The sequence below is a fragment of the Pseudomonas paraversuta genome (assembly GCF_904063065.1).
In the GTDB taxonomy this organism is placed as follows: Bacteria; Pseudomonadota; Gammaproteobacteria; order Pseudomonadales; family Pseudomonadaceae; genus Aquipseudomonas; species Aquipseudomonas paraversuta.
On the sequence record NZ_CAJFCL010000001.1, the window covers coordinates 527,542 to 553,821 of the forward strand.

22 protein-coding genes are annotated in these 26,280 nt (G+C 59.4%); 15 read left to right on the forward strand and 7 right to left on the reverse strand.

Annotated elements, in window-relative coordinates; translation table 11 throughout:
- Window positions 1-56 precede the first annotated feature (56 nt).
- Window positions 57-1,085 (reverse strand): amino acid ABC transporter substrate-binding protein, encoded by a 1,029-nt coding sequence (locus JQ845_RS02420; protein WP_003440115.1) that lies wholly within the window; start codon window positions 1,083-1,085, stop codon window positions 57-59.
- 419 nt (window positions 1,086-1,504) lie between these two features.
- Here JQ845_RS02420 and JQ845_RS02425 point away from each other — a divergent pair, with 419 nt between their 5' ends.
- Together JQ845_RS02425 and rhlB are read left to right on the forward strand one after the other, a co-directional pair.
- Entirely contained in the window at window positions 1,505-2,161 is a 657-nt protein-coding gene (locus JQ845_RS02425; RefSeq protein ID WP_003440112.1) for an alpha/beta hydrolase, read from the forward strand.
- Window positions 2,162-2,245: 84 nt separating this feature from the next.
- A complete protein-coding gene (rhlB, locus tag JQ845_RS02430; RefSeq protein WP_003440111.1) occupies window positions 2,246-3,736 on the forward strand; it encodes an ATP-dependent RNA helicase RhlB in 1,491 nt (496 codons plus the stop codon).
- 71 nt (window positions 3,737-3,807) lie between these two features.
- Here rhlB and moaE read toward each other — a convergent pair whose 3' ends face one another.
- From moaE to moaC, 3 genes are read right to left on the reverse strand one after another with little or no spacing between them, the layout of a single operon-like run.
- A complete protein-coding gene (moaE, locus tag JQ845_RS02435; RefSeq protein WP_003440110.1) occupies window positions 3,808-4,260 on the reverse strand; it encodes a molybdopterin synthase catalytic subunit MoaE in 453 nt (150 codons plus the stop codon).
- A 2-nt stretch (window positions 4,261-4,262) separates the two neighbouring features.
- Complete coding sequence (locus JQ845_RS02440; RefSeq protein ID WP_003440108.1) at window positions 4,263-4,508, reverse strand: MoaD/ThiS family protein; 246 nt, start codon at window positions 4,506-4,508, stop codon at window positions 4,263-4,265.
- Entirely contained in the window at window positions 4,505-4,978 is a 474-nt protein-coding gene (gene moaC / locus JQ845_RS02445) for a cyclic pyranopterin monophosphate synthase MoaC (protein ID WP_010655998.1), read from the reverse strand. The genes JQ845_RS02440 and moaC overlap by 4 nt, the downstream gene beginning before the upstream one ends.
- Before the next feature lie 147 nt (window positions 4,979-5,125).
- Between moaC and JQ845_RS02450 the strand changes: the two genes are divergently transcribed.
- Window positions 5,126-5,572 carry a DMT family transporter gene (locus JQ845_RS02450; protein ID WP_003440103.1) on the forward strand — a complete coding sequence of 149 codons (447 nt, stop codon included), beginning with the start codon at window positions 5,126-5,128 and terminating at the stop codon, window positions 5,570-5,572.
- Window positions 5,573-5,767: 195 nt separating this feature from the next.
- Here JQ845_RS02450 and JQ845_RS02455 read toward each other — a convergent pair whose 3' ends face one another.
- The 3 genes from JQ845_RS02455 to JQ845_RS02465 all read right to left on the reverse strand — a co-directional run bounded on the left by JQ845_RS02455 (window position 5,768) and on the right by JQ845_RS02465 (window position 9,695).
- Complete coding sequence (locus tag JQ845_RS02455; RefSeq protein WP_203008100.1) at window positions 5,768-6,667, reverse strand: LysR family transcriptional regulator; 900 nt, start codon at window positions 6,665-6,667, stop codon at window positions 5,768-5,770.
- 182 nt (window positions 6,668-6,849) lie between these two features.
- Complete coding sequence (locus JQ845_RS02460) at window positions 6,850-8,244, reverse strand: PhoH family protein (protein WP_003440099.1); 1,395 nt, start codon at window positions 8,242-8,244, stop codon at window positions 6,850-6,852.
- Between the two features lie 329 nt (window positions 8,245-8,573).
- Complete coding sequence (locus tag JQ845_RS02465) at window positions 8,574-9,695, reverse strand: polysaccharide deacetylase family protein (RefSeq protein WP_010656000.1); 1,122 nt, start codon at window positions 9,693-9,695, stop codon at window positions 8,574-8,576.
- Window positions 9,696-9,905: 210 nt separating this feature from the next.
- On the opposite strand from JQ845_RS02465, the gene yaaA reads away from it, so the two are divergent.
- The 12 genes from yaaA to JQ845_RS02525 all read left to right on the forward strand — a co-directional run bounded on the left by yaaA (window position 9,906) and on the right by JQ845_RS02525 (window position 26,156).
- Entirely contained in the window at window positions 9,906-10,685 is a 780-nt protein-coding gene (gene yaaA / locus JQ845_RS02470; RefSeq protein ID WP_003440096.1) for a peroxide stress protein YaaA, read from the forward strand.
- Window positions 10,686-11,319: 634 nt separating this feature from the next.
- On the forward strand, window positions 11,320-12,636 hold the full coding sequence (locus JQ845_RS02475; protein WP_010656001.1) for a nucleotide sugar dehydrogenase: 1,317 nt from the start codon (window positions 11,320-11,322) through the stop codon (window positions 12,634-12,636).
- A gap of 75 nt (window positions 12,637-12,711) precedes the next feature.
- Window positions 12,712-14,193: a mannuronan synthase gene (gene alg8, locus JQ845_RS02480; RefSeq protein ID WP_413242954.1), complete on the forward strand. Its 1,482-nt coding sequence runs from the start codon at window positions 12,712-12,714 to the stop codon at window positions 14,191-14,193.
- A gap of 35 nt (window positions 14,194-14,228) precedes the next feature.
- Entirely contained in the window at window positions 14,229-15,398 is a 1,170-nt protein-coding gene (locus JQ845_RS02485; RefSeq protein WP_161717964.1) for an alginate biosynthesis protein Alg44, read from the forward strand.
- A gap of 2 nt (window positions 15,399-15,400) precedes the next feature.
- Complete coding sequence (gene algK, locus JQ845_RS02490; protein WP_003440091.1) at window positions 15,401-16,882, forward strand: alginate biosynthesis TPR repeat lipoprotein AlgK; 1,482 nt, start codon at window positions 15,401-15,403, stop codon at window positions 16,880-16,882.
- Window positions 16,879-18,354: an alginate export family protein gene (locus JQ845_RS02495; RefSeq protein ID WP_010656006.1), complete on the forward strand. Its 1,476-nt coding sequence runs from the start codon at window positions 16,879-16,881 to the stop codon at window positions 18,352-18,354. Before algK ends, JQ845_RS02495 begins: the two co-directional genes overlap by 4 nt.
- 26 nt (window positions 18,355-18,380) lie before the next feature.
- Window positions 18,381-19,952: a mannuronan 5-epimerase AlgG gene (algG, locus tag JQ845_RS02500; RefSeq protein WP_202210994.1), complete on the forward strand. Its 1,572-nt coding sequence runs from the start codon at window positions 18,381-18,383 to the stop codon at window positions 19,950-19,952.
- An 11-nt stretch (window positions 19,953-19,963) separates the two neighbouring features.
- Entirely contained in the window at window positions 19,964-21,397 is a 1,434-nt protein-coding gene (locus JQ845_RS02505; protein WP_160628366.1) for an alginate O-acetyltransferase, read from the forward strand.
- 8 nt (window positions 21,398-21,405) lie between these two features.
- Window positions 21,406-22,527, forward strand: a complete 1,122-nt coding sequence (locus JQ845_RS02510; RefSeq protein WP_202210995.1) for a mannuronate-specific alginate lyase — start codon at window positions 21,406-21,408, stop codon at window positions 22,525-22,527.
- A 199-nt stretch (window positions 22,528-22,726) separates the two neighbouring features.
- Entirely contained in the window at window positions 22,727-24,277 is a 1,551-nt protein-coding gene (locus tag JQ845_RS02515) for an MBOAT family O-acyltransferase (RefSeq protein WP_003440066.1), read from the forward strand.
- A gap of 12 nt (window positions 24,278-24,289) precedes the next feature.
- Window positions 24,290-25,468 (forward strand): alginate O-acetyltransferase, encoded by a 1,179-nt coding sequence (locus JQ845_RS02520; protein ID WP_203008103.1) that lies wholly within the window; start codon window positions 24,290-24,292, stop codon window positions 25,466-25,468.
- A 31-nt stretch (window positions 25,469-25,499) separates the two neighbouring features.
- Window positions 25,500-26,156 carry an alginate O-acetyltransferase AlgF gene (locus tag JQ845_RS02525; RefSeq protein WP_037001371.1) on the forward strand — a complete coding sequence of 219 codons (657 nt, stop codon included), beginning with the start codon at window positions 25,500-25,502 and terminating at the stop codon, window positions 26,154-26,156.
- Window positions 26,157-26,280 lie beyond the last annotated feature (124 nt).

The window sequence follows — 26,280 nt, forward strand, 5'->3', positions numbered from 1 at the left end:
CTGAAAAAATGGATCAGAACGTCACCCGGTGGTTGGCCCACCGGGTGACAGGTCCATCAGCGCACAGGTGGTGCGTATTGGATGCCGCCGTTGTTCCACAAGGCGTTCAGCCCGCGGTCGATGGCCAGAGGAGTGCTTTTGCCGAGGTTTTTCTCAAACACTTCGCCGTAGTTGCCGACCTGGCTGACGATCTGCACCACCCAGTCTTTTGGCAGTTTCAAGTCTTTGCCATATTCGCCGTCAGCACCCAGCAAGCGGGCAACATCGGGGTTCTTGGTGGATTTGGCTTCAGCCAGGACGTTTTTCGAGGTGATGCCGGCTTCTTCAGCGTTGAGCATGGCGAACAGGGTCCACTTGACGATGCTGAACCAGTCCTCGTCACCCTTGCGAACCACAGGGCCCAGGGGCTCCTTGGAGATGGTTTCCGGCAACACCACGTAGTCATTCGGGTTCGCCAGCTTGCTGCGCTGTGCATATAGCTGCGATTTGTCGGAGGTCAGCACGTCGCAACGCCCGCTTTCCAGCGACTTGGCGCTTTCGTCGGAGGTGTCGAAGGTGATCGGAGTGTATTTCAGGTTATTGGCCCGGAAGTAATCCGACACGTTGAGCTCAGTGGTAGTACCGGCCTGGATGCAAATGGTTGCACCGTCCAGTTCCTTGGCACTTTTTACCCCCAGCTTGTTATTGACCAGAAAGCCGACGCCGTCGTAATAGGTAACCCCGGCAAACACCATGCCCATGCCCGCGTCACGGGAGCTGGTCCAGGTGGTGTTGCGCGACAGCACATCGACTTCGCCCGATTGCAGCGCGGTGAAACGCTCCTTGGCGTTCAACTGGCTGAACTTGACCTTGGTTGCATCGCCAAACACGGCGGCGGCCACTGCACGGCAGATGTCGGCATCGATCCCCAGAATCTTGCCGTCTTTGTCAGGCACCGAAAAACCCGGCAAACCATCGCTGACGCCACACTGCACAAAACCCTTCTTTTTAACGCCATCGAGCGTCGCGCCTGCGTGAGCAAAACCGCTAACGCTCAACACGATGGCTGCGGTGGCCAAAGCCAGGGTGGATTTCAACTGCTTCATTCAAACCTCCAAGTACTGCTTTTGTTGTGTTTGAACAAGACCCGCCGCCCCCTTGTGAGGCGATGTTGACCCGTGTCGGCTTTTTATTGGGTCACGCGGCATAAGCCTTGAGCGATGGGTATATCGCACCAGCCTTCGAACCGAAGCGCTCCCTTGAGCTGTTGAATTCCATGTCTAACTTCAACCTCGGGCTTTTGCTGTCCCTCCATCGGCAGTAGCCTGTTAGTGTTACCGCCGAAGGTGAACGCATTAACGTCCCTGTCCACATAGCAAAGCGCGTACCACTCTGAAGCCTTGAACATTTCAGGTCGCATTTGCTGATAAAACGTTCAAGCAGGCGACATCTTCTGTAATTTCCTGACGAACACGCACCTTTGCCGCGCACCCAAGCCGCGCGCACGCACAACGATGGAGCAGCCATGACCGAACCCCTGTTTATCCAGCCCCAAAAGCCTGCAGATGCCTGTGTTATCTGGCTCCACGGCCTGGGCGCCGACCGTTATGACTTCATGCCGGTGGCCGAGATGCTGCAAGAGAAGTTATTGACCACCCGCTTTGTTTTGCCCCAGGCCCCCACCCGCGCGGTGACGATCAATGGCGGTTATGCCATGCCCAGCTGGTACGACATCAAGGCCATGAGCCCGGCGCGTTCCATCAGCGAAGAAGAGCTGGAAGAGTCCGCGGCAACCGTCCTCAGCTTGATCGAAGATCAGAAAAGGGCCGGAATAGACGCCAGCCGGATTTTCCTCGCCGGATTTTCCCAGGGCGGCGCCGTGGTCTATCACACCGCCTATGTGAGATATGAAGGTGCACTGGGTGGCGTACTTGCCCTCTCCACCTATGCCCCGACCTTCACTGACGTGCTGCCGTTATCCGCCAGTCAGCAACGGATCCCGGCCCTGTGCCTGCATGGCCAGTACGACGAAGTGGTGCAAAACGCCATGGGCCGCACGGCCTATGAGCGATTGAAGGCTGCGGGTGTGGCCGTAACATGGCAGGAATACCCAATGGGTCATGAAGTGTTACCCAAAGAGATCAGCGACATCGGTGCCTGGCTGGCCAAACATCTGGGCTAAAACCGAAACATCCTGTCGTTCACTACGCCGAGCACGCGACTTGCATTACACTGCCCGGCGTACACTCCTTAACCAACTGATGAGATGACCGTGCTCAAAGCACTCAAAAAAATATTCGGTAAAAGCGAGGCTGAGCCACTCGCATCAGCTTCAGTGACACCTTCGAGCACCACCAGCCCGCGCACCGACGCGCAACAGCCTGGCCGCTCTGCCCCTGCTCAAGCCTCGGTGGACACTCCCGACGTACAGCCCGCTCCTGAACCGGTTCAGATCGAACAACCCAAAGTTGCAAAACCACGGCGTGAAGCGGCCCCCAAGCCGCCGGTCACTCCCTGGAAACTCGAAGACTTCGTGGTCGAGCCACAAGAAGGCAAAGTCCGTTTTCACGACTTCAAGCTCGCCCCGGAGCTGATGCACGCCATTCAAGACCTGGGTTTTCCGTACTGCACCCCGATTCAGGCTGGCGTACTGGGCTATACCCTCAGCGGCCGTGACGCCATCGGTCGCGCCCAGACCGGCACCGGCAAAACTGCCGCGTTCCTGATTTCGATCATCAGCCAGCTGACCCAGACCCCGCCGCCCAAAGAACGTTACATGGGCGAGCCGCGCGCACTGATCATTGCGCCGACCCGCGAGCTGGTGGTGCAAATCGCCAAAGACGCAGCCGACCTGACCAAGTACACCGACCTCAATGTCATGACATTCGTCGGCGGCATGGACTTCGACAAGCAGCTGAAACAGCTCGAAGCCCGCCATTGCGACATTCTGGTAGCCACCCCGGGCCGTCTGCTGGACTTCAACCAGCGCGGCGAAGTGCATCTGGACATGGTCGAAGTCATGGTGCTCGACGAAGCCGACCGCATGCTTGATATGGGTTTTATCCCGCAAGTACGCCAGATCATTCGCCAGACCCCACCGAAAGCCGAGCGCCAGACGCTGCTGTTCTCTGCGACCTTTACCGAGGACGTGATGAACCTGGCCAAGCAATGGACCACCGACCCGGCCATTGTCGAAATCGAAGCGCTCAACGTCGCCAGCGATATGGTGGAGCAACACGTTTACGCGGTTGCCGGGGCAGACAAGTACAAGTTGCTGTTCAACCTGGTGAACGACAACGGTTGGGAGCGGGTCATCGTCTTCGCCAACCGCAAGGATGAAGTGCGCCGCATCGAAGAACGCCTGGTGCGTGACGGCATCAACGCCGCGCAACTGTCGGGTGACGTGCCGCAGCACAAACGCATCAAGACCCTCGAAGGTTTCCGCGAAGGCAAGATCCGCGTACTGGTGGCCACCGATGTGGCAGGACGCGGGATTCACATCGACGGTATCAGTCACGTAATCAACTTCACCCTGCCCGAAGTGCCGGACGACTACGTGCACCGCATTGGCCGTACTGGCCGGGCGGGCGCCAGCGGCGTCTCGATCAGTTTTGCCGGTGAAGACGACTCCTATCAGTTGCCGTCGATCGAAGCCTTGCTGGGCAAAAAAATCAGCTGCGAAACACCGCCGACTGAATTGCTGCGACCTGTAGTACGGGCCGTGCGCAAGCCCCATGATCCGACTGTAACGGCCTGATCATCTCCCTCTGGGGCGAGCTGGCTCGCGAGCTTTTAACGGCTCGTGAGCAAGCTCGCTCCCAAGGGGTATTATTTCTTCCAGCGGTCCGCTGCTTCCTCATCGCTCACGCGACCTTCGACCCAACGCGGTCCATCGCCGGTCTGTTCTTTCTTCCAGAACGGTGCCCGGGTTTTCAGGTAGTCCATGACAAAGGCGCAGGCATCGAATGCGGCCTGACGATGGGCGCTGGCAACACCGACAAAGACTATCGGCTCCCCCGGTTCAAGCGCGCCAACCCGGTGCAGCACTTCAAGCCTGAGTAGCGGCCAGCGTTGTTCGGCCTCCAGGACGATCTTGTCCAGGGCTTTTTCGGTCATACCCGGATAGTGCTCCAGAAACATCCCCGCCACATCGCGCCCGTCGTTGAAGTCGCGCACATAGCCGACAAAACTCACCACCGCGCCCACCCCCAGGTTGGCCGCGTGCAGCGCATTGACCTGCGCCCCCGGATCAAAGGCTGCCGCTTGCACCCTAACGGTCATCTTCAGCCTCCTGTCACGGGCGGGAAAAACGCCACTTCGTCGCCGTCCGCCAAGGGCTCGTCAGGCTTGCACAGCTCTTCATTGCGCGCGCACATCAGGTTGGGCTCGGCCAATACTTGCCAGGCTCCGCCCCGCTGCACCAGGTGCCCGCGTAACTGCTCAATGGAGGTGAACGGGCCTTCGACAGCTTCGCCATCCAGCCCCAGGGCTTCGCGGTAACGGGCAAAGAACATCACCTTTAGTTTCATGAGGCATCAGCCTGAAAGTGCCCGCTCTTGCCACCGAGCTTTTCAAGCACGCGTACGCTTTCGATGCTCATGCCGCGGTCGACAGCCTTGCACATGTCATAAATAGTCAGGGCCGCGACGCTGGCGGCGGTCAGGGCCTCCATCTCGACGCCGGTCTGCCCCGACAGTTTGCAGCGCGCCACGATCAGTACTGCATCGCTGCCCTGGGCACTGAGTTCAACCTTGACGCTGGTGAGCATCAGCGGATGGCACAACGGGATCAAATCCGAGGTTTTTTTCGCGGCCTGGATTCCGGCGATCCGCGCCACGGCAAAAACATCGCCCTTGGGGTGACCGCCGCTGACGATCATTGCCAGGGTTTCAGGGCGCATGCGCACCACCGCTTGTGCCGTCGCTTCACGGGATGTCACGGCTTTATCGGTGACATCGACCATGTTCGCGCGGCCTTGGGAATCCAGATGAGTCAGCACAGGGGAGTACTCCAGAGGGGAGCCGCGATTGTAAACCCGGGGCCCGGCTCAAGGCCATCGACCCCGCGAATACCGCGCATCAGAACATCGAATTGGCCACCTGCGCGTCTTGGCCGTACAACGGTTGAAACTTTGGAGACCGTACTCATGCCACTATTTATTGCCATTGCCCTGAGCCTGCTGGCCGGCGTTGCGGTGCCCTTGCAGGCCGCCAGCAACGCCCGGCTGGGGGTGACGCTGGGACATCCATTCTGGGCCACCGTCATTTCATTGCTGGTCAGCAGTGTCGCCATTGCGCTGGTGATGCTTATCGTCAAAGTCCCGCGCCCCCACCTTGGCGCCTTGCTGAACGGCCCCTGGTGGATCTGGCTCGGCGGCCTGGCCGGCGTGTTCTACATCACCGTCGCGCTGATCAGCGTACCGCGCCTGGGTGCACTCAATTTCATCATGGCAGTGGTGCTGGGCCAGTTGATTATTTCCCTGGTGATTGATTACTTCGGCTTGCTCGGACTGCCAAAGAACACTCCGGGCCTGCAGAAAATCCTCGGGGTGAGCGTAGTGCTGGCGGGGTTTGTCATCGCCTCACGGGGCTGACGGAATGATTCAACTGTCTCAACTGCCTCAACCACCAAAACTGCTCCAAATGCCAACACTGCCAAAACTGCCAAAACTGTAGGAGCGAGCTTGCTCGCGAGCTCTTCAAGATCAAAAGCTCGCTCCTACAGATCGAAAGATCGAAAGATCGAAAGATCGAAAGATCGAAAGATCAGGAGATCGGAGATCAGAGGATCAGGCACTCACCTGCCTGACCAGTTCGCGCAACCAGCGATGGGCCGGGTCCTGGTTAAAACGGTTATGCCAGGCCTGCACATAGTTGAACGGGGCAACCGTCAGCGGCGGCGCCATTGCCACCAGGGTGTCGCCAAACGGCACGTTGGTCAGGGTGCGGGTGGCCACGGTGAGGATCAGGTCGGTATCGGCAATCATCCCGGGGGCCGTGCCCCAATGAGGCACGTTGATCGCCACCCGACGTTTTAAACCCCGGGCCCGCAGGACGTTATCGACCTCTCCCCGGGTGTTGCCGTCCATCGACACCAGCAGGTGCGGGCGCGCCAGGTAGCTGTCCAGATCAAGCACACCATTTTCAGGCAGAGAACGGCGGTCGAGCAGGCAGGTAAAGGTTTCTTCAAACAGCACCTCAGTGCAGATATCCGCCCCCGGAGCGGGAAACACACCGATGGCCAGGTCGATCCTGCCCTGCCCCACTTGCTCAAGCATGCCAAGGCGGCTGTCCTGGATTACCACCAGCGAGGTGCCCGGCGCCTGCGCCCTGAGCTGCACCAGCAATTTTGGCAGCACGATCGCGGCCCCGTAATCGGACATGGCTATGCGCAAGGTACGTTGCGAGTCTGCCGGCACAAAGTCGATGGACTGGCCGAGCAAGGTTTCAATCTGCCCCAGGATCTCCTTGAGTGGCGCCTGAAGGTTTTGCGCCAACGCACTGAGCACCACCTCGTTGCCCTGGCGAATCAGCAACGGATCATCGAGCAACACCCTGAGTTTATTCAGCGAGTGGCTGATGGCGGGCTGACTCAAATGCAAACGGACTCCGGTACGGGTCACGTGTTTTTCAGTCAGCAGCGCATCGAGCACCACCAACAAATTCAAATCGATATTACGCAATAACACCCGACTCTCCTGTCTTGGCCAACTCCTGGGAGCGCTGCATGCCTGAACCCGAACAACACACGGCAACAGCGCGTAAGCCGAGCAAGCTTACCTCAGGCTACTGAAGCAGGAGCGAGCTTGCTCGCGAGCTGTTCAAAAGCTCGCGAGCAAACTCGCTCCTACAGGTTTATTGCCGGGTTAACTCAGAGGTGAGATTCGGCGTACTCGGCCAGAATCGAACGCGGTACCCCTTGCAGGGCGATGTGCACACCGTTGGGGAAGTCCTTGAAACGCTCCGTCAGGTAGGTCAGCCCCGAACTGGTGGCCGACAGGTAAGGCGTATCGATCTGTGCCAGGTTGCCCAGGCACACCACTTTCGAACCTGCGCCCGCACGGGTGATGATGGTTTTCATCTGGTGCGGTGTCAGGTTCTGGCACTCGTCAATCAGGATCAGGCTTTGCTGGAAGCTGCGGCCACGGATGTAGTTCAGGGATTTGAACTGCAACGGCACCTTGCTCAGGATGTAATCAACGCTGCCATGGGTGTTTTCGTCCTCCATATGCAAGGCTTCAAGGTTATCGGTGATGGCCCCCAGCCAGGGTTCCATTTTCTCGGCTTCGGTGCCCGGCAAGAAGCCGATTTCCTGATCCAGCCCTTGCACGCTGCGGGTACAGATAATGCGCCGGTAGCGCTTGCTGACCATGGTTTGTTCGATGGCGGCGGCCAGCGCCAGAATGGTTTTCCCCGAACCCGCCGCACCCGACAGGTTGACCAGATGAATGTCCGGATCAAGCAAGGCAAACAGCGCCAGCGCCTGATAGATATCCCGCGGTTTGAGCCCCCACGCTTCCTGATGCAGCAGCGGCTCCTGATGCAGGTCGAGAATCAGCAGGTGGTCCTTGCGGATCTCTTTGATCCAGCCGACAAAACCCTGTTCATCAATGATGAACTCGTTGATATGCACGGCCGGCAGGTTGTCGATCAACTGCACCTGATGCCAGGTACGGCCATGGCCCTGACGGGTTTCGACTTTGCTGACCCGGTCCCAGAACGAGCCCGTCATGGTGTGATAGCCACGGGGCAGCAGCGCCACGTCGTCAACCAGCTGGTCAGTGCTGTAGTCCTCGGAGGCGATCCCGCACGCCCGGGCCTTGAGGCGCATGTTGATGTCTTTGGTCACCAGCACCACACGCCGCGCAGGGTCACGGGTATGCAGATCGATCAGCTGGTTGATGATGATGTTGTCGTTGAGGTTTTCAGGCAGCAGCGCGTTGGGCTCCCGGCGCTTGTTCATCAGAATCGATAAAAAGCCTTTGGGACCGCTTTTGCCCCGCAGAATAGGTACGCCCAACTCGACGTCTTCGGGAGAAGACGCGCCCAGTGTCTGATCAATCAGACGTATCGCCTGGCGACACTCCGCAGCCACCAGTAATTTGCCGGTTTTGAGTTTGTCGAGCTCTTCGAGCACCGTCATCGGGATGGTGACGTGGTGTTCCTCGAAGTTAAGCAATGCGTTTGGATCGTGAATCAGAACATTGGTATCGAGCACATAAAGGATTGGCTGGTTGGAAGAAGGAGTGCGTCCGTGATCATCCATACTCGGTCACCTTTGTGGGAGCCATTCGACGCAATACCTCAACAGTGCTGCGCCTCGAAGTGACTGCCGAACTCATCTGATGCGTTCAGATGAATACCCTTCCCGATGGGTCCTGGAAGACGCCACCTGTGGTGCAGGTTTCGGCGGTCTGTCTTCGTAATACTCCTAAACGTGTGACAAAAAAAAGGATTTTTAACGAATAAGGAATTTATTTTTCAGACTGACGAATAGCCTTGGCGCATTCCCGAAGCGCAGCTAGAGTCAGAGGTCTATATGTAATCTTTTGTTACCCCAGCCCCGCAGGAACGAGCTGTTTGAAAAGCTCGCTCCTACATAGCCTTCGCGCAATCCTCCCAGCCAAGCCCGCTCTGCGCCGTCGCCTTCAATAGCCAGGGCACTGCACTGCGCACCTTGTCCTGGGTATCGTGAAAGACAATAACCCCATGGCGCCACAGCAGCATCAGGCTCAACACCCGTTGCGCCGACTGTTCGGCGGTCAGGCTGGCAGCCAGGTCCCGGGAATCAATGTCCCATAGCGCCACTTTCAAGCCTTGTGCCCCAAAGAACCCGGCGCTGTCCGCCCGACGCTGCCCATAAGGCGGACGAAACAGGGGAACGTAGTTCTGCGGCAGCACTTGCCTGACCAACGCCACACTGCGCAAGATCGAACCCTGCCAGTCTTGCCAATGGCTATGGGAACGATACTCCCAGCCCTGCACGCCCACGCATTGCCCCTTGTACAGCGCTTGCACTGCCGCTTCCGAGCTTTTATCGAGTCGCCCTTGCAGACCGTTGCCCAAGACAAAGAAAGTGGCACTGATGGACTGCTTGCGCAGATAGTCGGTCAACCAGTCCGTGTTGCCCGGCAACTGTGTCGGACCGCTGTCAAAGGTCAGCATGAACAGCCGGTCATTCATCTCGTCGCCGTTGAATTCCTGATCGCCAAACAGACCGATTTCGCTACTGATTTGCGGGAACAGTGCCGCCAGGCGCAATTGCTCATCCAGATAGCGCCGGTGAAACTCGCGACTCGGCCCGGCCCAGGCGGCATAAAACGAATCATCGGCGACTTCGAACTTGCCGGCCTGCTCACGCAAACTGGCCATGTCGTCGACGTAATAACAAAACGATGCGTCCTGGTCGCAGCTTTGCTGGGCAAAATCATAATTGGCCAGCAGCCGCAGCCACATCCTGCGCCGAACGCCATCAATCTCGTCGATGTTGATGATTTTCAGATTCAGGCGCTGCTTCAGGGCGTCGTCATCAAGTGCCTCGCTGGTCAGCAATTCACGGGCGAAGGTCAGGATTTCGGCACGCGAGGCCACATCGAACAAGGCCGGGCTGAGCAATTGTTCGGGCCAGGTGCTGCGGTCCAGCGTGGCGGGTTCATTGGTTGCGGCGACAGCCCCCGAACCCAGCAGCCAGGCGCAGAAAAAAAGAGCAATGCGCACGGATCAGTTCCCCTTTAAATAACTGCCAGCACTATAACCGCACCGTAGTCCCTGACGAGGCACGAGGTTGCGAAAGGATTTGCTGAGGCTGCTTCGACCCTTGTTGCAACCTTGTACCTTGTCAGCGACGAGGGCTTTCTATCACCACCATAGGTGGAGTCAAAACCCGCCAGCGCCTAGAATCGCCCGACGCTAAAAGGAGACGACCCCATGCTGATGGTGATTTCACCCGCCAAAACCCTCGATTACCAGACGCCGCCGGCTACTGCGCGGTTCACTCTGCCGCAATACCTGGACCACTCCCAGGAGTTGATCGAGCAATTGCGCGAGCTGAGCCCGCAACAGATTGGCGAACTGATGCATCTATCCGACAAGCTGTCGGGCCTCAACGCCGCCCGTTTCGGTAGCTGGACACCGGCCTTCACCCCGGAAAACGCCAAGCAGGCGCTGCTGGCCTTCAAGGGCGACGTGTACACCGGCCTCAACGCCGTGGACTTCAGTGAAGCCGACTTTGACTACGCCCAGACTCATCTGCGCATGCTCTCGGGCCTGTACGGCCTGCTGCGCCCACTGGACCTGATGATGCCGTACCGCCTGGAAATGGGCACCAAGCTGGCCAATGCCCGGGGCAAGGATCTTTACGCGTTCTGGGGCACGCGCATCAGTGAATGGCTGAACGAGGCTCTGGCCGAACAGGGCGATGACGTGCTGCTCAACCTGGCGTCCAACGAGTACTTCTCGGCGGTCAAAAAACCGGCCCTGAACGCGCGCATCATCAACACCGAATTCAAGGACCTGAAAAACGGTCAGCACAAAATCATCAGCTTCTATGCGAAAAAAGCCCGGGGCATGATGAGCCGCTTTGTGATCAAGGAGCGGATCAATAACCCGGAACTGCTCAAGCAGTTCGATGAGCAGGGCTATCGCTACAGTGCCGAGCAGTCAAAACCTGACCTTCTGGTCTTCTTGCGTGATCACGCCCCCGAGTAACCCCCGCCCTTATGACGCAGCTCTGCCCCACAGAGCATGCGTCGCGCTGTAAAAATCCTGCCTCTGTGCTCCATGAACTTAAATTCACTCGACAACGGTGAATTTTTTTCGTAATGGCACCCTATTTTTTGTCCGGTAATGGCACTTAACTATTAGCCACAACTAACTACCCGTAATTAAAGGGCCAAACCTCAAGTGCCATCAATATGAGACCAGTGCCATCTTTTTCATAAATGTTCATATTCCGAGAAAACGCGATCAACGGATTGGAACTATGTCCATAAGCGCCGCTCAGAGAACCCGTAACATTTATTACAAGGATTGTAGGATATGACTTACAACCAAGGCTCCAACTTCGAAGGTATATACGACTGAAGTAAGCATGATAAAGATGAGCGTCAACCCTCATCACGAGCGGCATTAAATCGTTTAAAAACCAATGATTTACAGACGATCATCGACAATACACGGCTGCCCCCCTTCACCCGGCACGCCTTGCAGTAAATCATCAGTTGACTGCCATTCGCACAACTTAAAAAAGTTTGAACATTAACAATGCCGATTCCTGGCGTTGCGGACTTTATTCGCCGTAATTCCTGGCTCGCCCACACTTTAGATGACAGAGGTATACGCGATGCGCATTAGCATATTTGGTTTGGGTTACGTCGGTGCCGTGTGCGCCGGTTGCCTCTCTGCACGTGGCCACGAAGTTATCGGAGTGGATATTTCCCAGGATAAAATCGACCTGATCAACCTCGGCAAGTCGCCCATCGTTGAACCCGGCCTGGGCGAACTGCTGGCCCGGGGCATCCAGACCGGCCGCCTGCGCGGTACTACCCATTTTGCCTCGGCGATTCGTGAAAGCGATCTGTCGATGATTTGCGTCGGCACACCGAGCAAGAAAAACGGCGACCTGGAACTCAACTACATCGAAGCGGTGTGCCGTGAAATCGGCGCGGTGCTGCGTGACAAAACCTCGCGCCATACCATCGTGGTACGCAGCACCGTATTGCCGGGCACCGTGAAAAATGTCGTGATCCCGATCCTTGAGCAATGCTCGGGCAAAAAAGCCGGTATCGACTTCGGGGTCGCAGTAAACCCTGAGTTCCTGCGTGAAAGCACCGCCATCGCCGACTACGACCAGCCACCAATGACCGTGATCGGCGAACTCGACACCGCCTCCGGGGATGTGCTGCAGGCACTGTACGAAGAACTCGACGCCCCGATTATCCGCAAGGACATCGAAGTGGCCGAGATGATCAAGTACACCTGCAACGTGTGGCACGCCACCAAAGTGACCTTCGCCAACGAAATCGGCAACATCGCCAAAGCAGTCGGCGTGGATGGCCGCGAAGTGATGGACGTGGTGTGCCAGGACAAAACCCTCAACCTCTCGCAGTACTACATGCGCCCCGGCTTTGCCTTCGGCGGCTCGTGCCTGCCCAAGGATGTCCGTGCACTGACCTTCCGTGCCGGCTCCCTGGACGTTGCAGCACCGTTGCTCAACTCACTGATGCGCAGCAACGAATCACAAGTACAGAACGCCTTCGACATCGTCGCCAGCCACGACAAACGCAAAGTCGCCCTGCTCGGTCTGAGCTTCAAGGCCGGTACCGATGACCTGCGTGAAAGCCCGCTGGTTGAACTGGCCGAAATGCTGATCGGCAAAGGGTTCGAGTTGAGCATCTACGACACCAACGTCGAATACGCCCGTGTTCATGGTTCGAACAAAGACTACATCGAATCGAAAATCCCCCACGTCTCGTCCCTGCTCAACTCGGACTTTGACGCAGTGATCAACAACAGCGACCTGATCATCCTGGGTAACCGCGACGAAAAATTCCGCGCCCTGGCGCAAAACGCCCCCCACGGCAAACAAGTGATCGACCTGGTGGGCTTCATGTCCAGGGCCACCAGCGTAACCGGCCGCACTGAAGGCATCTGCTGGTAACAAACCGATATCCCCCCGCAGGAGCGAGCTTGCTCGCTCCTGCGGGGCCGCGCAGAACCCAAACGGATACTGATCATGCCCAGGCTTAAAAACGGCCTTCTCCAGGCCGCCGGTTGGCTGTTTTACCTGACACTGTTGATGGGTCTCGCCCTGGCGCTGCCGACATCGATCTTCGACGCCGAATCGAAAAACTTTATTTTCCTGATTGGCGCCGTGGGTATCTGGCGCTACTCAATGGGTGCCACGCACTTCCTGCGCGGCATGCTGTTTTTATATGTGGTGTACCCGCACCTGCGGCGCAAAGTGCGCAAGCTGGGCACGTCTGCCGACCCCTCCCACGTGTTCCTGATGGTCACCAGTTTTCGCATCGACGCCCTGACCACCGCCCAGGTGTACAGCTCGGTGATTCGTGAAGCGATCGACTGCGGCCTGCCCACCACCATCGTCTGCTCGCTGGTCGAGATGTCCGATGAGTTGCTGGTCAAAAGCATGTGGCAACGCCTCAACCCGCCAGCCCGGGTCAAACTGGACTTCGTACGCATCGCCGGCACCGGCAAGCGCGATGGCCTGGCCTTTGGTTTTCGCGCCATCTCCCGCCATCTGCCGGATGACCGCGCAGTGGTTGCAGTGATTGACGGCGACACCGTGCTCGCCCCCGGCGTAGTACGCAAAACCGTGCCCTGGTTTCAGCTGTTCGGCAATGTCGGCGGCCTCACCACCAACGAATTCTGTGAAGTGCGCGGCGGCTACATCATGAGCGAATGGCACAAGCTGCGCTTCGCCCAGCGCCATATCAACATGTGCTCCATGGCCCTGTCCAAACGCGTACTGACCATGACCGGGCGCATGTCGGTATTCCGCGCCAATGTAGTCACCGACCCGGCCTTTATCGCCGATGTGGAAAGCGACTCGCTGCAGCACTGGCGCCTGGGCCGCTTCAAGTTTTTGACCGGCGATGACAAGTCCAGCTGGTTCAGCCTGATGCGCCTGGGTTACGACACCTTCTACGTGCCGGACGCCGCCATCTACACCGTGGAACACCCGCCGGAAAAAAGCTTTATCAAGGCCAGCCGCAAACTGATGTTTCGCTGGTACGGCAACAACCTGCGCCAGAACGCCCGGGCCCTGGGCCTGGGGGTCAAACGCCTGGGCCTGTTCACCAGCCTGGTGCTGTTCGACCAGCGGGTATCGATGTGGACCTCTTTGCTGGGCCTGACCGCCGCGCTGATCGCCACGGCCCGATACGGCATCAGTTTCCTCATCGCCTACCTGCTGTGGATCGGTTTCACCCGCCTGATTCTGACCCTGCTACTCGCCTGCTCCGGGCACCGGATCGGCCCGGCCTACCCGCTGATTCTTTATTACAACCAGATCGTTGGCGCCCTGGTGAAGATCTACGTGTTCTTCCGCCTCGACCAGCAATCCTGGACCCGTCAGGACACCAAATTGACCCGTGATCTGGCCAGCTTTCAACGTTGGTTCAACACCTGGTCGTCCCGGACCATGACCTTCTCCGCCGGCAGCATCTTCGTCGCCGTGCTGTTGCTGATGGTCTGAACCGCTTCGATCGAATTAACCAGGAACAAGACCTTATGAACACTCAAGTAAACGCCAACGTTGTCCACGAATCTGAAGCCCAGCGTCAGCATGCGCGGGTCAAAATCCCGGCCAGGCTGCACTTTTCCGGCGCCGATCGTACGCCGATGGAGGTCAAGCTGATTGACCTCTCGGCCGGGGGCCTGAGCTTCAACGCCGCCAACCAGACTTTCAAGGCCGGCGACCTGATCAAGGGGCGCTTACAGTTTGTGATCGACAACCTGGGCCTGACGATGGACGTCGACCTGCTGGTGCGCAACGCAGACCGCCAGACCGGTCGCGTCGGCTGCCAGTTCCAGAACCTCGACCTGCAAGACATTGCCACCTTGCGCCACCTCATCACCTCGCACCTGAGCGGCGACATCGTGACCATGGGCGAAGTCCTGGCCACCCTGCAGCGCGACAACTTCACCAAGGCGCGCAAGGTCAAGGACGGTGGCAGCGGCATGAGCCCATTCGGGCGGTTCAAAGCCGTCACCTTCAGCGCCGGGATTTTTGTCGTCGGCCTGCTGGCCTTCGGCTTCGTGGCCAAATCGGTCTACGGCCTGTACTTCGTGACCCACGCCCAGTCGGCACTGGTCAGCGTGCAGGGCCTGAACATCACCATGCCCCGCGACGGCACCGTGCAAAGCCTGATCAAGGATGACCAGCTGGCGGCCAACGGCGCGCCCCTGGCCACCTTCAGCACCAGCATGCTCGATGTGCTCAAGGGCCATCTGGACGAAAACCAGCTGCAACCCGAAAACATCGAAACCCTGTTCGGCAAGCAAATGACCGGCACCCTGACCTCGCCTTGTGACTGCGTGGTTGCCGAGCAACTGGTCGCCAACGGCCAGTACGCCAGCAAGGGCGACGTGATTTTCAAACTGGTACCGCGCAACAGTGAAGCCGACGTGGCAGCACGCTTCAGCTATCGCCAGTTTGGCAACGTACTGCCCGGCACCCGGGTCAACTTCCAGGTGGCCGGTGAAGACGCCGTGCGCAGCGGCAAGATCATCAGCAGCACCAGCCTGGACAGCGACAACCTGTCCTCGGACATCCGCGTGCAAATCAAGCCGGACGCCCCGCTCGACAGCGCCCTCACCGGCCGCCCGGTTGAGGTCAGCAGCGACCGGGGGCCGTCGCTGAACTGGCTGATCGACAAAGCCATGGCCGCGGGTCTTTAACCATGACAAACCCTACCCCCAATCAGCTGTGGGAGCTGGCTTGCCAGCGATTGCATCCCCCCGGTGTTGCAGGCCAACCCCATGGACCGTATCGCTGGCAAGCCAGCTCCCACAAGATTACCGCGCTATGTCTGCTGGCCATCGCCCTGGCCGGCTGTTCCGGCCTGCCCGATCAACGCCTGGCCAATGAAGCGCTCAAGCGCGGCGATATCGCCACCGCGCAACAGAACTACCAAGTGCTGGCAGACCTGGGCTACACCGAGGCCCAGGTAGGCCTGGCCGATATCTGGATGCAAAGCCGCGACGCCGGGCAATTGAAAAAAGCCGAAGCCACCTACCGGGCAGCGGCGAAAACTTCGCCCCGGGCCAAGGCGCGCCTGGGTCGCTTGCTGGCAGCCAAGCCAGGCGCCAGCGAAGCCGAACTGCACGAAGCGCAAACCTTGCTCAAGCAAGCCTTTGCCAGCGGCGACGCCAGCAGCCTCACGCCTTTGGCCATGCTGTATTTGCAGCATCCGCAGAGCTTCCCCGAGGTCAACCCGCAGCAACAAATCAGCCAGTGGCTCGCGGCCGGCTATCCCCAGGCGGGCCTGGCACAAATTGCCCTCTATCGCATCCAGGACACCTACGACCAGCATCTGGATCAAGTCGAATCCATCTGCAAACAGGCGCTGGCCAGCAATGACAGCTGCTACGTCGAGCTGGCCACGGTTTATCAGAAACAAGGCAAAACCGAGCAACAGGCACACCTGCTCAAGCAACTGCAAAACGCTTACAGCCGTGGCACGGCATCAGCCCAGCGGGTCGACGGGGTCGCCCGGGTGCTGACCGCCTTCGGCACTCCCGACCCGGACACGGCCAAGTCGTTGCTGGAGAACATCGCACCGGTTTACCCGGCGTCCTGGGTCAGCCTCGCGCAACTGCTCTATGACTTCCCGGAACAAGGCGATGTCGCGCAATTGCAGGAGTACCTGGACAACGGCCGGGCCGCAGACCAGCCGCGAGCCGAACTGTTGCTGGGCAAGCTGTACTACGACGGCAAGTGGCTGACCCCGGACGCTGCAAAAGCCGAGGCGCATTTCCTGCAGGCAGTGGATAAAGAAGTGGCCGCCGATTACTACCTGGGGCAGATCTACCGCCGGGGCTACCTGGGCCAGGTCTACCCGCAAAAAGCCCTCGATCATTTGCTCAAGGCCGCCCGCAACGGCCAGAACAGCGCCGACTTCGCCATCGCCCAGCTGTTCTCCCAGGGCAAGGGCACCCGCCCCAACCTGCTCAATGCCTATGTATTCAGCCAGTTGGCCAAAGTCCAGGACACCCCGCAGGGCAACGAGCTGGCCGCGCAACTCGACGAGCAGTTACCCGTAGAGCAGCGCGCACAAGCCCGGCGCCTGCTGCAAAAAGAACAAGCGCTGCGTGCCAGCCTGAGCCAGAACGCCCTGGCCGTGCAGTCGCTGGAACAAGAAAACGGCGAGGAAGCCCTATGACCCTGAATCCCTTTGTGAAAGCCGGCATTGGTCTGTCTTTCGCCCTGCTGTGGTCGTGTCCGACCCTGGCCGCCCTGACCGACGAGCAGAATTTCGGGCTGGACCTGAAAGTCACCGCCCAGTCCGAAGACGACCGCGACCTGGGCACCCGCGAGGGAGGCGACGTCAACGGCGTGGGTCTGGACCTGCGCCCCTGGGTATATGGCGAGCGCGGTAACTGGAGCGCCTACGCCATGGGCCAGGCCGTGACCTCCAGCGACATTATTGAAACCGATACCCTGCAGCAGTCCGATCAAGAGCAATCGAGCAGCGGCAATGACGCGCGCCAACCGGACAAAAGCTATCTGGCTTTGCGCGAATTCTGGATCGGCTACAAAGGCTTCACCGCTTACCCCGGCGAGCAGCTCAAACTCGGACGCCAGCGCCTGCACAACGATGACGGCATGTGGCGCGATACCAATATCGAAGCCCTGAACTGGACCTTCGACACCACCCTGCTCAAGGCCAACCTCGGTGCTGCGCAGCGCTTCAGCGAGTACCGCACCGACCTCAGCGAACTGGCCCCGGACGATCAGGACCGGTTGCACCTGTACGGCGACATTTCGGCGCAATGGCAGCCCGGCCAATGGGTCGGCGTCCGCGCCCACCACAGCCACGACGACGGCAAGCTCAAACACGAAGGCGCAGAAGTCGACGCCCTGGATAAAACCCGTAACGGCGACCTGACCTGGCTCGGTATCGAGGCCAACAGCGACGCCTACAACTACCGCAACAGCAACACCGTCAATTACTGGGCCAGCGTCACCGGCATGACCGGCAAGCGCGACACCCTGGCCACCTCGACGGTCGACGGGCGCACCCTCGCCGGCGCCAAAACCAGTGACGACGTCGACGGCTGGGCCACCGACCTGGGGGTACGTTTGCGCCTTGATCCGAACTGGCAAGTGGGCGCTGCCTACTCCCGGGCCAGCGCCGACTACCAGCAGACCGGGCTTGAGAGCAACCGCTCCAGCTTCACCGGCACCCGCTCGCGGGTCCACCGTTTCGGCGAAGCCTTCCGTGGCGAGATGCAGAACATCCAGAGCGCCAGCCTGTTCACCTCGTGGCAGTTGCGCGAGGACTACGACGCCAGCCTGGTCTATCACAAGTTCTGGCGCGTCGACGCCAGCAAACCGGTGGGCAGCAACGGTATCAATGCCGTAGAAAACAGCGAAGACCCCACCAGCGGCCTGCTCTCCAGCACCTCGCTGCCGCTGGTCGACGGCAAAAACGACCTCGGTCAGGAAATGGATCTGGTGGTCACCAAGTACTTCAAACAAGGCCTGCTGCCGGCCGCCCTCAGCCAGTCCATCGATGAACCTTCGGCGCTGGTGCGCTTTCGCGGCGGTGTATTCAAGCCCGGCGATGCCTACGGCAAAAGCGTCGACTCATACATGCACCGCGCGTTTGTCGACGTGATCTGGCGCTTCTGATGACCACGCCAACGGGAGTGCGAGAGATGAACCATCCTGCCAATAAAGGCGCAATCAGCCTGCTGGCCGGCGCCCTGCTGCTGGCAAGTTCAGTCGCCTTTGGCAATGTCGAGCCACTGCGCCCGGGCCTGGCCAAAGAGCTGCAACAGGCCAGGACCTATACCGTGCGTACTGCCCCCAGTGCGCCGCTGGAAATAGCCAAACCGGCACTGCCCGACACCAGCGGCTACACCGCCGAAGCAGTTGCGGCCAAGATCGTGCGCAGCACCGCCGGCAAGGTCAGCGTGCGCCGCATGATGCAGGAAAACGCCCTCAAGGATTTCATCGGCGGCGACAACAAGATGGCCGAATGGGTGGTGCGCCAGGGCGGTATCCCCCAGGCAATTTTCATCGACGACGGCTATGTAAACCTCAAGGATCTGGCCCGCCGCCTGCCGAAAAAATACTTCAGCGAAACCGCACCGGGGGTGTACCTGGCACGCTTGCCGATCGTGGTCGGGCACAAGGGCATTCTGGACATCGACAGCAGCACCAGGGAGCTGCGCCTGTCCGAAGAAGCCGGTGCGTTCATGGTCAACGACGGCCAGCTGTTCGTACGCGACACCAAGGTTACCGGCTGGCGCGAAAAGGCCAACGGCCCGGCGACCTTCCGTGATGCCAAAGAGTTTCGCCCGTTCCTGCTGGCCTGGGGTGGCACCGAGACTTATATCGTCAACAGCACAATGGCCAGCTTCGGCTACGCCAACAGCAAGTCGTACGGGGTGAGTATTTCCCAGTACACACCCAACATGGCCAAGGTGGTCAAGCGCGATGAGCCCACCGGCTGGATCCTGGGCTCCGAATTCTCGGACATGTGGTACGGCTTCTACTGCTATGAAACCCGCGACTTTGTAGTCAAGGGCAACACCTACCGCGACAACATCGTCTACGGCATCGACCCCCATGACCGTTCCCGCGGGCTGATCATCGCCGACAACGATGTATTCGGGACCCAGCGCAAGCACGGGATCATCATTTCCCGCGAGGTGAACGACAGCTTCATCTTCAACAACCGCAGCCATGACAACAAGTTGTCGGGCCTGGTGATCGACCGCAACAGTTCCAACAACCTGATTGCCGACAACCAGATTTTCCAGAACCACACCGACGGCATCACCCTGTACGAGAGCGGCGACAACCTGCTGTGGGGCAACAAGGTGATCAACAACCGTCGCCACGGAATCCGGGTGCGCAACAGCGTGAATATCCGGCTGTACGAAAACATCGCCCTGGCCAACGGCCTGACCGGCATCTACGGCCACATCAAGGATTTGACCGATACCGATCGCGATATCGACCTCGACCCGTTCGACACCCAGGTGTCACTGATCCTGGTGGGCGGCGAACTGGCCGGTAACGGCAGCGGCCCGCTGAGTATCGACTCGCCCCTGAGCATCGAGCTGTATCGGGTATCGATGCTGGCCCCGAGCAAATCCAGCGGCATCAGCTTCAACGGCATTCTGGGTGAGCGTCAGAGCGAGATTCTCGACCTGCTGGTGCGCCAGCAAAAAGCCGTGCTGATCGACCCCGTTGAACGCCAGACCGAAATGCGCGACTGAGGATGACTGTTATGCCCCCCAAAATGATCAAATTTCTAAGCTTGTCGGGCCTGACCGCCGCCATCCTCGCTGTCAGTGCCGGCGTGCAGGCAGATGAGATTCAAGCCCCGGCGTTCAACGCAGAACCCTGCTGCAACCTGTGCCCCCAAGCCCACGATGCGAAAAACTACACCACCCGCTACCAGCAAAACTTCACCACCCTGGTGCAGGCTGAAGGCGACTGGCTGTTCCGCACCCAGGAAGACCTGCGCACCGAATTCGATACAACCCCTGCCGGCTACCGACGCATGCAGCAACTGCACGATGCGTTCAAAAGCAAAGGTGTGGAACTGGTGGTGGTGTATCAACCGACCCGCGGGCTGGTCAACCGCAACAAACTGATGCCTGCCGAGCGTGACCGCTACGACTACGACAAGGCCCTGAAAAACTACCAGGCCATGCTCGGGCGCTTCGCCAAAATGGGCTACCACGTGCCTGACCTGTCGCCTTTGACCAACGAAAAACAGGCCCACGATTTCTACTTCCGCGGCGACCAGCACTGGACACCCTACGGCGCCGAACGCACCGCCAGAATCGTTGCCGACACGGTGAAAAAAATCCCCGCTTTCGCCGATATTCCCCGGCGCGAATTCGAAACCAGAATCTCCGGGCGCATGGGCAAGACCGGCACCCTGCACAACATGGCCGGCCAGTTATGCGGCACCAGCTATGCCGTGCAGTACATGGACCAGTTCAGCACCGAGCCCAGGGGCGAAGCCGCTGACGGCGACCTGTTCGGTGATTCGGGCAACCCGCAGATCACCCTGGTGGGTACCAGCCACAGCGGTAAGAACTACAACTTCTCGGGCTTTCTGGAGCAGTACATCGGTGCCGACGTGCTCAACGTCGCCTTCCCCGGTGGCGGCCTTGAAGGCTCGATGCTGCAGTACCTGGGCAGCGAAGAATTCCAGAAAACCCCGCCCAAGGTGCTGATCTGGGAGTTCTCGCCGCTGTATCGCCTCGATCAGGAGGTCACCTACCGGCAAATGCTGGCCCTGCTCGACAACGGTTGCCAAGGCAAGCCCGCGCTCCTGAGCAACAGCACCACGCTCAAGCCCGGCGCGAACCAGATGCTGGTCAATAGCCGCAACCTGGACCTACGCAACGCCAATCACCAAATCGACATCCGCTTCGCCGATCCGTCGGTGAAAACCTTGCAAGCCACCCTCTGGTACATGAACGGACGCCACGAGAATCTGAAAATCGACAAGCCGACCACTTCCGACACCGACGGGCGTTTCGCCTTCGAGCTGCGCACTGACGAAGACTGGGCCAGCCAGAACTTGCTGGCCATTGAAATCGAGGGCCCGCAAGCCGGGGCCGAGCCGCAGAAAGTCGAAGCCCGACTCTGCAAACGCAACGTATTCCCCTCCCCTGCGCATCCCGACGCGCAGGCCGGACGATGAGGTATCTGATGCCAACTGCACCGATCACACTACGTTCATTACTGACCCCCGCCCTTCTCGGGCTGGCGATGTTTGCCAGCACCGCCAACGCCGCCGGAGCACTGCGCCCGCCCCAGGGTTATTACGCCCCGGTGGAAGCCTTTAAAACCGGCGATTTCAAAAACGACTGCGGGACCATGCCGCAGCCGTATACCGGCAAGCTGGAATTTCGCAGCAAATACGAAGGCTCGGACAAGGCCCGCTCGACACTTAATGTCGACTCGGAAAAAGCCTTCCGCGACGCCACCTCCGGCATCACCACCCTGGAACGCAGTACCAGTAAAAAGGTGATGCAGTTCATGCGTGACGGTCGCCCGCAACAGCTTGAATGCACGCTGAACTGGCTCACTGCCTGGGCCGAGGCCGATGCGCTGATGAGCAAAGACTTCAATCACACCGGCAAGTCGATGCGCAAATGGGCGCTGGGCAGCATGGCCTCGTCTTATATCCGCCTGAAATTCTCCAGTTCGCAGCCCCTGGCCCGGCATCCACAGCAGGCGCAGGTGATCGAGGCCTGGTTCAGCAAAATGGCGGATCAGGTGGTCAGCGACTGGGACAACCTGCCGCTGGAAAAAACCAATAACCACTCGTACTGGTCGGCCTGGTCAGTGATGGCCACCGCCATCGCCACCAACCGTCGCGACCTGTTCGACTGGTCGGTGAAAGAGTTCAGGGTCGGCGCGAGTCAAGTCGACGCCCAGGGCTTTTTGCCCAACGAACTCAAGCGCCAGCAACGCGCCCTGGCCTATCACAACTACGCCCTGCCGCCCCTGTCGATGATCGCCAGCTTTGCCCTGGTCAATGGCGTGGACCTGCGCAACGAAAACAACGGGGCCCTGAAACGCTTGGGCGAGCGCGTGCTCAGCGGGGTCAAGAACCCGGATGAGTTCGAACAAAAGAACGGCAAGAAGCAGGACATGACCGACTTGAAAGTCGACGCCAAATTCGCCTGGCTCGAACCGTTCTGCACCCTCTACACCTGCACCCCGCAGGTGATTGAAATGAAACGCGGCATGCAACCGTTCAAGACCTTTCGCCTGGGTGGTGACTTGACCAGGGTCTACGACCCGGCCCACGAAAAAGGCAAATAGCCCACCACCCTGACCCTTCTGTAGGAGCGAGCTTGCTCGCGAGCTCTTCGAGATCAAAAGATCGCGAGCAAGCTCGCTCCTACAGAGGGGAAAAGGGAAAACGCGAAGAAGGGATTGCATCGATTTACCCCCCCGAGTTTTTCATGGGGGGTTTGGGGGGGCCTGGCCCTTTACTGTTGGTCAACACGGAGAAGTCAGGATGGTTTTTTCATCCAATGTGTTCCTGTTTATGTTCTTGCCAGTATTTCTGGCGCTGTATTACTTGAGCGGGCAACGCTATCGCAATCTGTTGCTGCTGCTCGCCAGCTATGGGTTCTACGCCTGGTGGCGGGTGGATTTCCTGGCACTGTTTATCGCCGTCACCCTCTGGAACTACTGGATCGGCCTCAAAGTCGGCGCCGCCGGGGTGCGCACCAAACCTGCCCAGCGCTGGCTGTTGCTCGGGGTAGTGGTCGACCTGGCGATTCTGGGCTACTTCAAGTACGCCAACTTTGGCGTCGACAGCATCAACGCCATGATGAGTTCGGTCGGCCTCGATCCGTTTATCCTGACCAACGTACTGCTGCCCATAGGGATCTCGTTCTACATCTTCGAGTCCATCAGCTACATCATCGACGTGTACCGCGGTGACACCCCCGCTACCCGCAACCTCATCGACTTTGCCGCCTTTGTGGCGATCTTCCCGCACCTGATTGCCGGTCCCGTGCTGCGCTTTCGCGACCTGGCCGACCAGTTCAACAACCGTACCCACACCCTGGATAAATTCAGCGAGGGCGCCACGCGGTTCATGCAGGGCTTTATCAAGAAGGTGTTCATCGCCGACACCCTGGCAGTGGTCGCCGATCACTGTTTTGCCCTGCAGGACCCGACCACCGGTGATGCCTGGCTCGGCGCGCTGGCGTACACCGCGCAACTGTACTTCGACTTCTCCGGTTACAGCGACATGGCGATCGGCCTGGGCTTGATGATGGGTTTCCGTTTTATGGAAAACTTCAAGCAGCCCTACATCAGCCAGTCGATCACCGAGTTCTGGCGCCGCTGGCACATCAGCCTGTCCACCTGGCTGCGTGATTACCTGTACATCACCCTGGGCGGCAATCGCAAAGGCACGCTGACCACCTACCGCAACCTGTTCCTGACCATGCTGCTCGGCGGTTTGTGGCACGGCGCCAACATCACCTACATCCTGTGGGGGGCCTGGCACGGGCTGTGGCTGGCGCTGGAAAAAGCCCTGGGCCTGAACACCAATCCCCGGGCCCTGAACCCGATCCGCTGGGTACTGACCTTCTTCATCGTGGTGCTGGGCTGGGTGATTTTCCGCTCCGAAAACCTGCACGTCGCCGCTCGCATGTATGGCGCCATGTTCAGCTTCGGCCAGTGGTCACTGTCGGAACTCAACAGCGCCAACCTCACCGGCCTGCAGGTTGCCACCCTGATCGTTGCCTACCTGACCCTGGCCTTTTTCGGCCTGCGCGACCTGTACAACACGCCAAAAACAGCCGGTAAAACAGACGCCGACGGCCCTGCCACCGCGCAACCGGGCCTGATCAAGGCCGTCCCCGGCGATGTGCCGGGCAGCCTGCACCTGCCCGGTTACACCCAGGGCACCGAGGCCACTGTGCAACCGCCGTACTGGGTCGCTGACTGGCCGCGCTACGCCATGCGCAGCCTGATCGTGCTGCTGTTCATCGCCTCGATTCTCAAACTTTCGGCGCAAAGCTTTTCGCCGTTCCTCTACTTCCAGTTCTAAGGGGAGCCGACCATGAACCGGACTTTACGCATCCTCTACGTCACCTTCTTCTGCGGCCTGCTGGTGGGCCTGGGGCTGCTGGCCACCCGCAGCTTCATCGGTTTCAACACCACCGACAAAGACACCGTACTCAACGGTCGCTGGAGCAAAGCCGTCGAAACCCGTTACGACGATGAATTCCCGATCAAGCGTCTGGGCACCAACCTCTGGGCAGCACTGGATTTCACCCTGTTCAACGAAGGTCGCCCCGGCGTGGTGCTGGGCCGCGATCAATGGCTGTACAGCGACGAGGAGTTCAAGCCGTGGCCCGATGCCGAGCAGCACGTGGCAGACAACTATGCCCTGGTTGAGGGCGTGCGCCGGACCCTCGAGGAACGCGGGATCAAACTGGTAATGGCCGTGGTGCCGACCAAGGTGCGCCTGTATCCCGAACATATGGGTGAGCAGCGCCCGGCCGCCATTTATGCCGATCTGTACCGCGACTTCCATGCCCGCCTGGCCGCCAGCAAGGTGCTGGCGCCAGACCTGCTGGGCCCGCTGCAACAGGCCAAACAGGCCGGGGCCCAGGTGTTCTTGCGTACCGACACGCACTGGACGCCGGACGGCGCACTGATTGCGGCCCAACAACTGGGGGCTTCGATTGCCGAGCAATTCCCCCTCAGCGGCAGCCCGCAACAGTTTGTGACCCAGGCGCAAAAAGTTGTGCAACACAACGGCGACCTGGAGCGGTTCCTGCCACTGGACCCGTTGTTCAGCAACCTGCTGCCGCCGTCCGAACCCCTGGAAAAACGCAGCACCCGCCCCGCCGAATCGGCTGCTGACAGCGAAGATTCATTGTTCACCGACAGCGAAGTGCCGGTGACGCTGGTGGGTACCAGCTACAGCGCCAACCCCAACTGGAACTTTGTCGGCGCCCTGAAACAGGCGCTGCGCAGTGATGTGATCAATGACTCCACAGACGGCCACGGGCCGATCCTGCCGATGCTCGCTTACCTGCAGAGCGATGGGTTCAAAAACAGCCCGCCCCAGGTGCTGATCTGGGAATTCCCCGAGCGTTACCTGCCGGTGGACAACGAGATTGGCGACGCCGACCCGCAGTGGGTCGCGAGTCTGAAACAGGCCACCGACCGCCAACCGCAAGTCGCACAGAACACTGCTGAATCCGAGACGCCCGACCGGGCGCAAAACTGAAAGAGAGGTACTACTGATGTCATTCAAAGCCATGCCGTTTACACCTGCTCCACGTCGTCTCGCCAAATCCCTCGCGCTGGTTGCGGGCATGAGCCTGCTCTCAATGCAAGCCTTGGCCGGCGGTGATGCCGCCCTCTACGGCCCGGTTGCGCCGAAGGGCTCGAGCTTTGTGCGTATTTTCAACGCCAGCCCCCAGCAAGTCAGTGCCACCGTGGGCAACACCGCCCTCGACGACGTGCCCGCCCAGGGCAGCAGCGAGTTCAGCTTTATGCCCCAGGGTGATTACAGCGCCAAAGTCGGCAGTCAGAACCTGTCGGTGCAACTGGCCGCCGATCACTATTACACCCTGGTCAACAGCGCCAGCGGCCAGCCGCAATTGATTGAAGAACCACCGTTCAAGAACAAACAGAAGTCCCTGGTGCGGGTGCAGAACCTCACCGATAAAACCCTGACCCTGAAAACCGCAGACGGCAAGACCGAGGTGGTCAAGGCCGTGGCCGCCAAGGGCCGGGGCGAGCGCGAGATCAACCCGGTCAAGGTCAGCTTTGCGCTGTTCGATGGCGAGCAAAAAATCACCGATCTCAAGCCTGTAGCCCTGGAACGCGGTGAAGCCGCCGTGCTGTACGTCATCGGCAGCGGCGCCAGCGTCTCGCCGACCTGGGTAAAGCGCCCGGTTTCGACCCGCTAAAAGCCTGCCCTTGTCTGTAGGAGTGAGCTTGTTCGCGATCTTTTGATGTTGTTTCAACAATCAAAAAATCGCGAGGCAAGCTCGCTCCTACGGGGAAAACCTATTTCAGATTTGGAGAGACAAC

Coding starts and splice junctions, on each gene's coding strand:
- algK (WP_003440091.1), top strand. CDS start 15,401: ATGACAAACCCTACCCCCAATCAGCTGTGGGAGCTGGCTTGCCAGCGA.
- JQ845_RS02510 (WP_202210995.1), top strand. CDS start 21,406: ATGCCAACTGCACCGATCACACTACGTTCATTACTGACCCCCGCCCTT.
- JQ845_RS02460 (WP_003440099.1), bottom strand. CDS start 8,244: ATGGATGATCACGGACGCACTCCTTCTTCCAACCAGCCAATCCTTTAT.
- JQ845_RS02495 (WP_010656006.1), top strand. CDS start 16,879: ATGACCCTGAATCCCTTTGTGAAAGCCGGCATTGGTCTGTCTTTCGCC.
- yaaA (WP_003440096.1), top strand. CDS start 9,906: ATGCTGATGGTGATTTCACCCGCCAAAACCCTCGATTACCAGACGCCG.
- JQ845_RS02450 (WP_003440103.1), top strand. CDS start 5,126: ATGCCACTATTTATTGCCATTGCCCTGAGCCTGCTGGCCGGCGTTGCG.
- JQ845_RS02485 (WP_161717964.1), top strand. CDS start 14,229: ATGAACACTCAAGTAAACGCCAACGTTGTCCACGAATCTGAAGCCCAG.
- JQ845_RS02440 (WP_003440108.1), bottom strand. CDS start 4,508: ATGAAACTAAAGGTGATGTTCTTTGCCCGTTACCGCGAAGCCCTGGGG.
- JQ845_RS02420 (WP_003440115.1), bottom strand. CDS start 1,085: ATGAAGCAGTTGAAATCCACCCTGGCTTTGGCCACCGCAGCCATCGTG.
- JQ845_RS02520 (WP_203008103.1), top strand. CDS start 24,290: ATGAACCGGACTTTACGCATCCTCTACGTCACCTTCTTCTGCGGCCTG.
- moaE (WP_003440110.1), bottom strand. CDS start 4,260: ATGACCGTTAGGGTGCAAGCGGCAGCCTTTGATCCGGGGGCGCAGGTC.
- alg8 (WP_413242954.1), top strand. CDS start 12,712: ATGCCCAGGCTTAAAAACGGCCTTCTCCAGGCCGCCGGTTGGCTGTTT.
- JQ845_RS02505 (WP_160628366.1), top strand. CDS start 19,964: ATGCCCCCCAAAATGATCAAATTTCTAAGCTTGTCGGGCCTGACCGCC.
- JQ845_RS02425 (WP_003440112.1), top strand. CDS start 1,505: ATGACCGAACCCCTGTTTATCCAGCCCCAAAAGCCTGCAGATGCCTGT.
- JQ845_RS02515 (WP_003440066.1), top strand. CDS start 22,727: ATGGTTTTTTCATCCAATGTGTTCCTGTTTATGTTCTTGCCAGTATTT.
- rhlB (WP_003440111.1), top strand. CDS start 2,246: ATGACCGTGCTCAAAGCACTCAAAAAAATATTCGGTAAAAGCGAGGCT.
- JQ845_RS02525 (WP_037001371.1), top strand. CDS start 25,500: ATGCCGTTTACACCTGCTCCACGTCGTCTCGCCAAATCCCTCGCGCTG.
- algG (WP_202210994.1), top strand. CDS start 18,381: ATGAACCATCCTGCCAATAAAGGCGCAATCAGCCTGCTGGCCGGCGCC.
- JQ845_RS02475 (WP_010656001.1), top strand. CDS start 11,320: ATGCGCATTAGCATATTTGGTTTGGGTTACGTCGGTGCCGTGTGCGCC.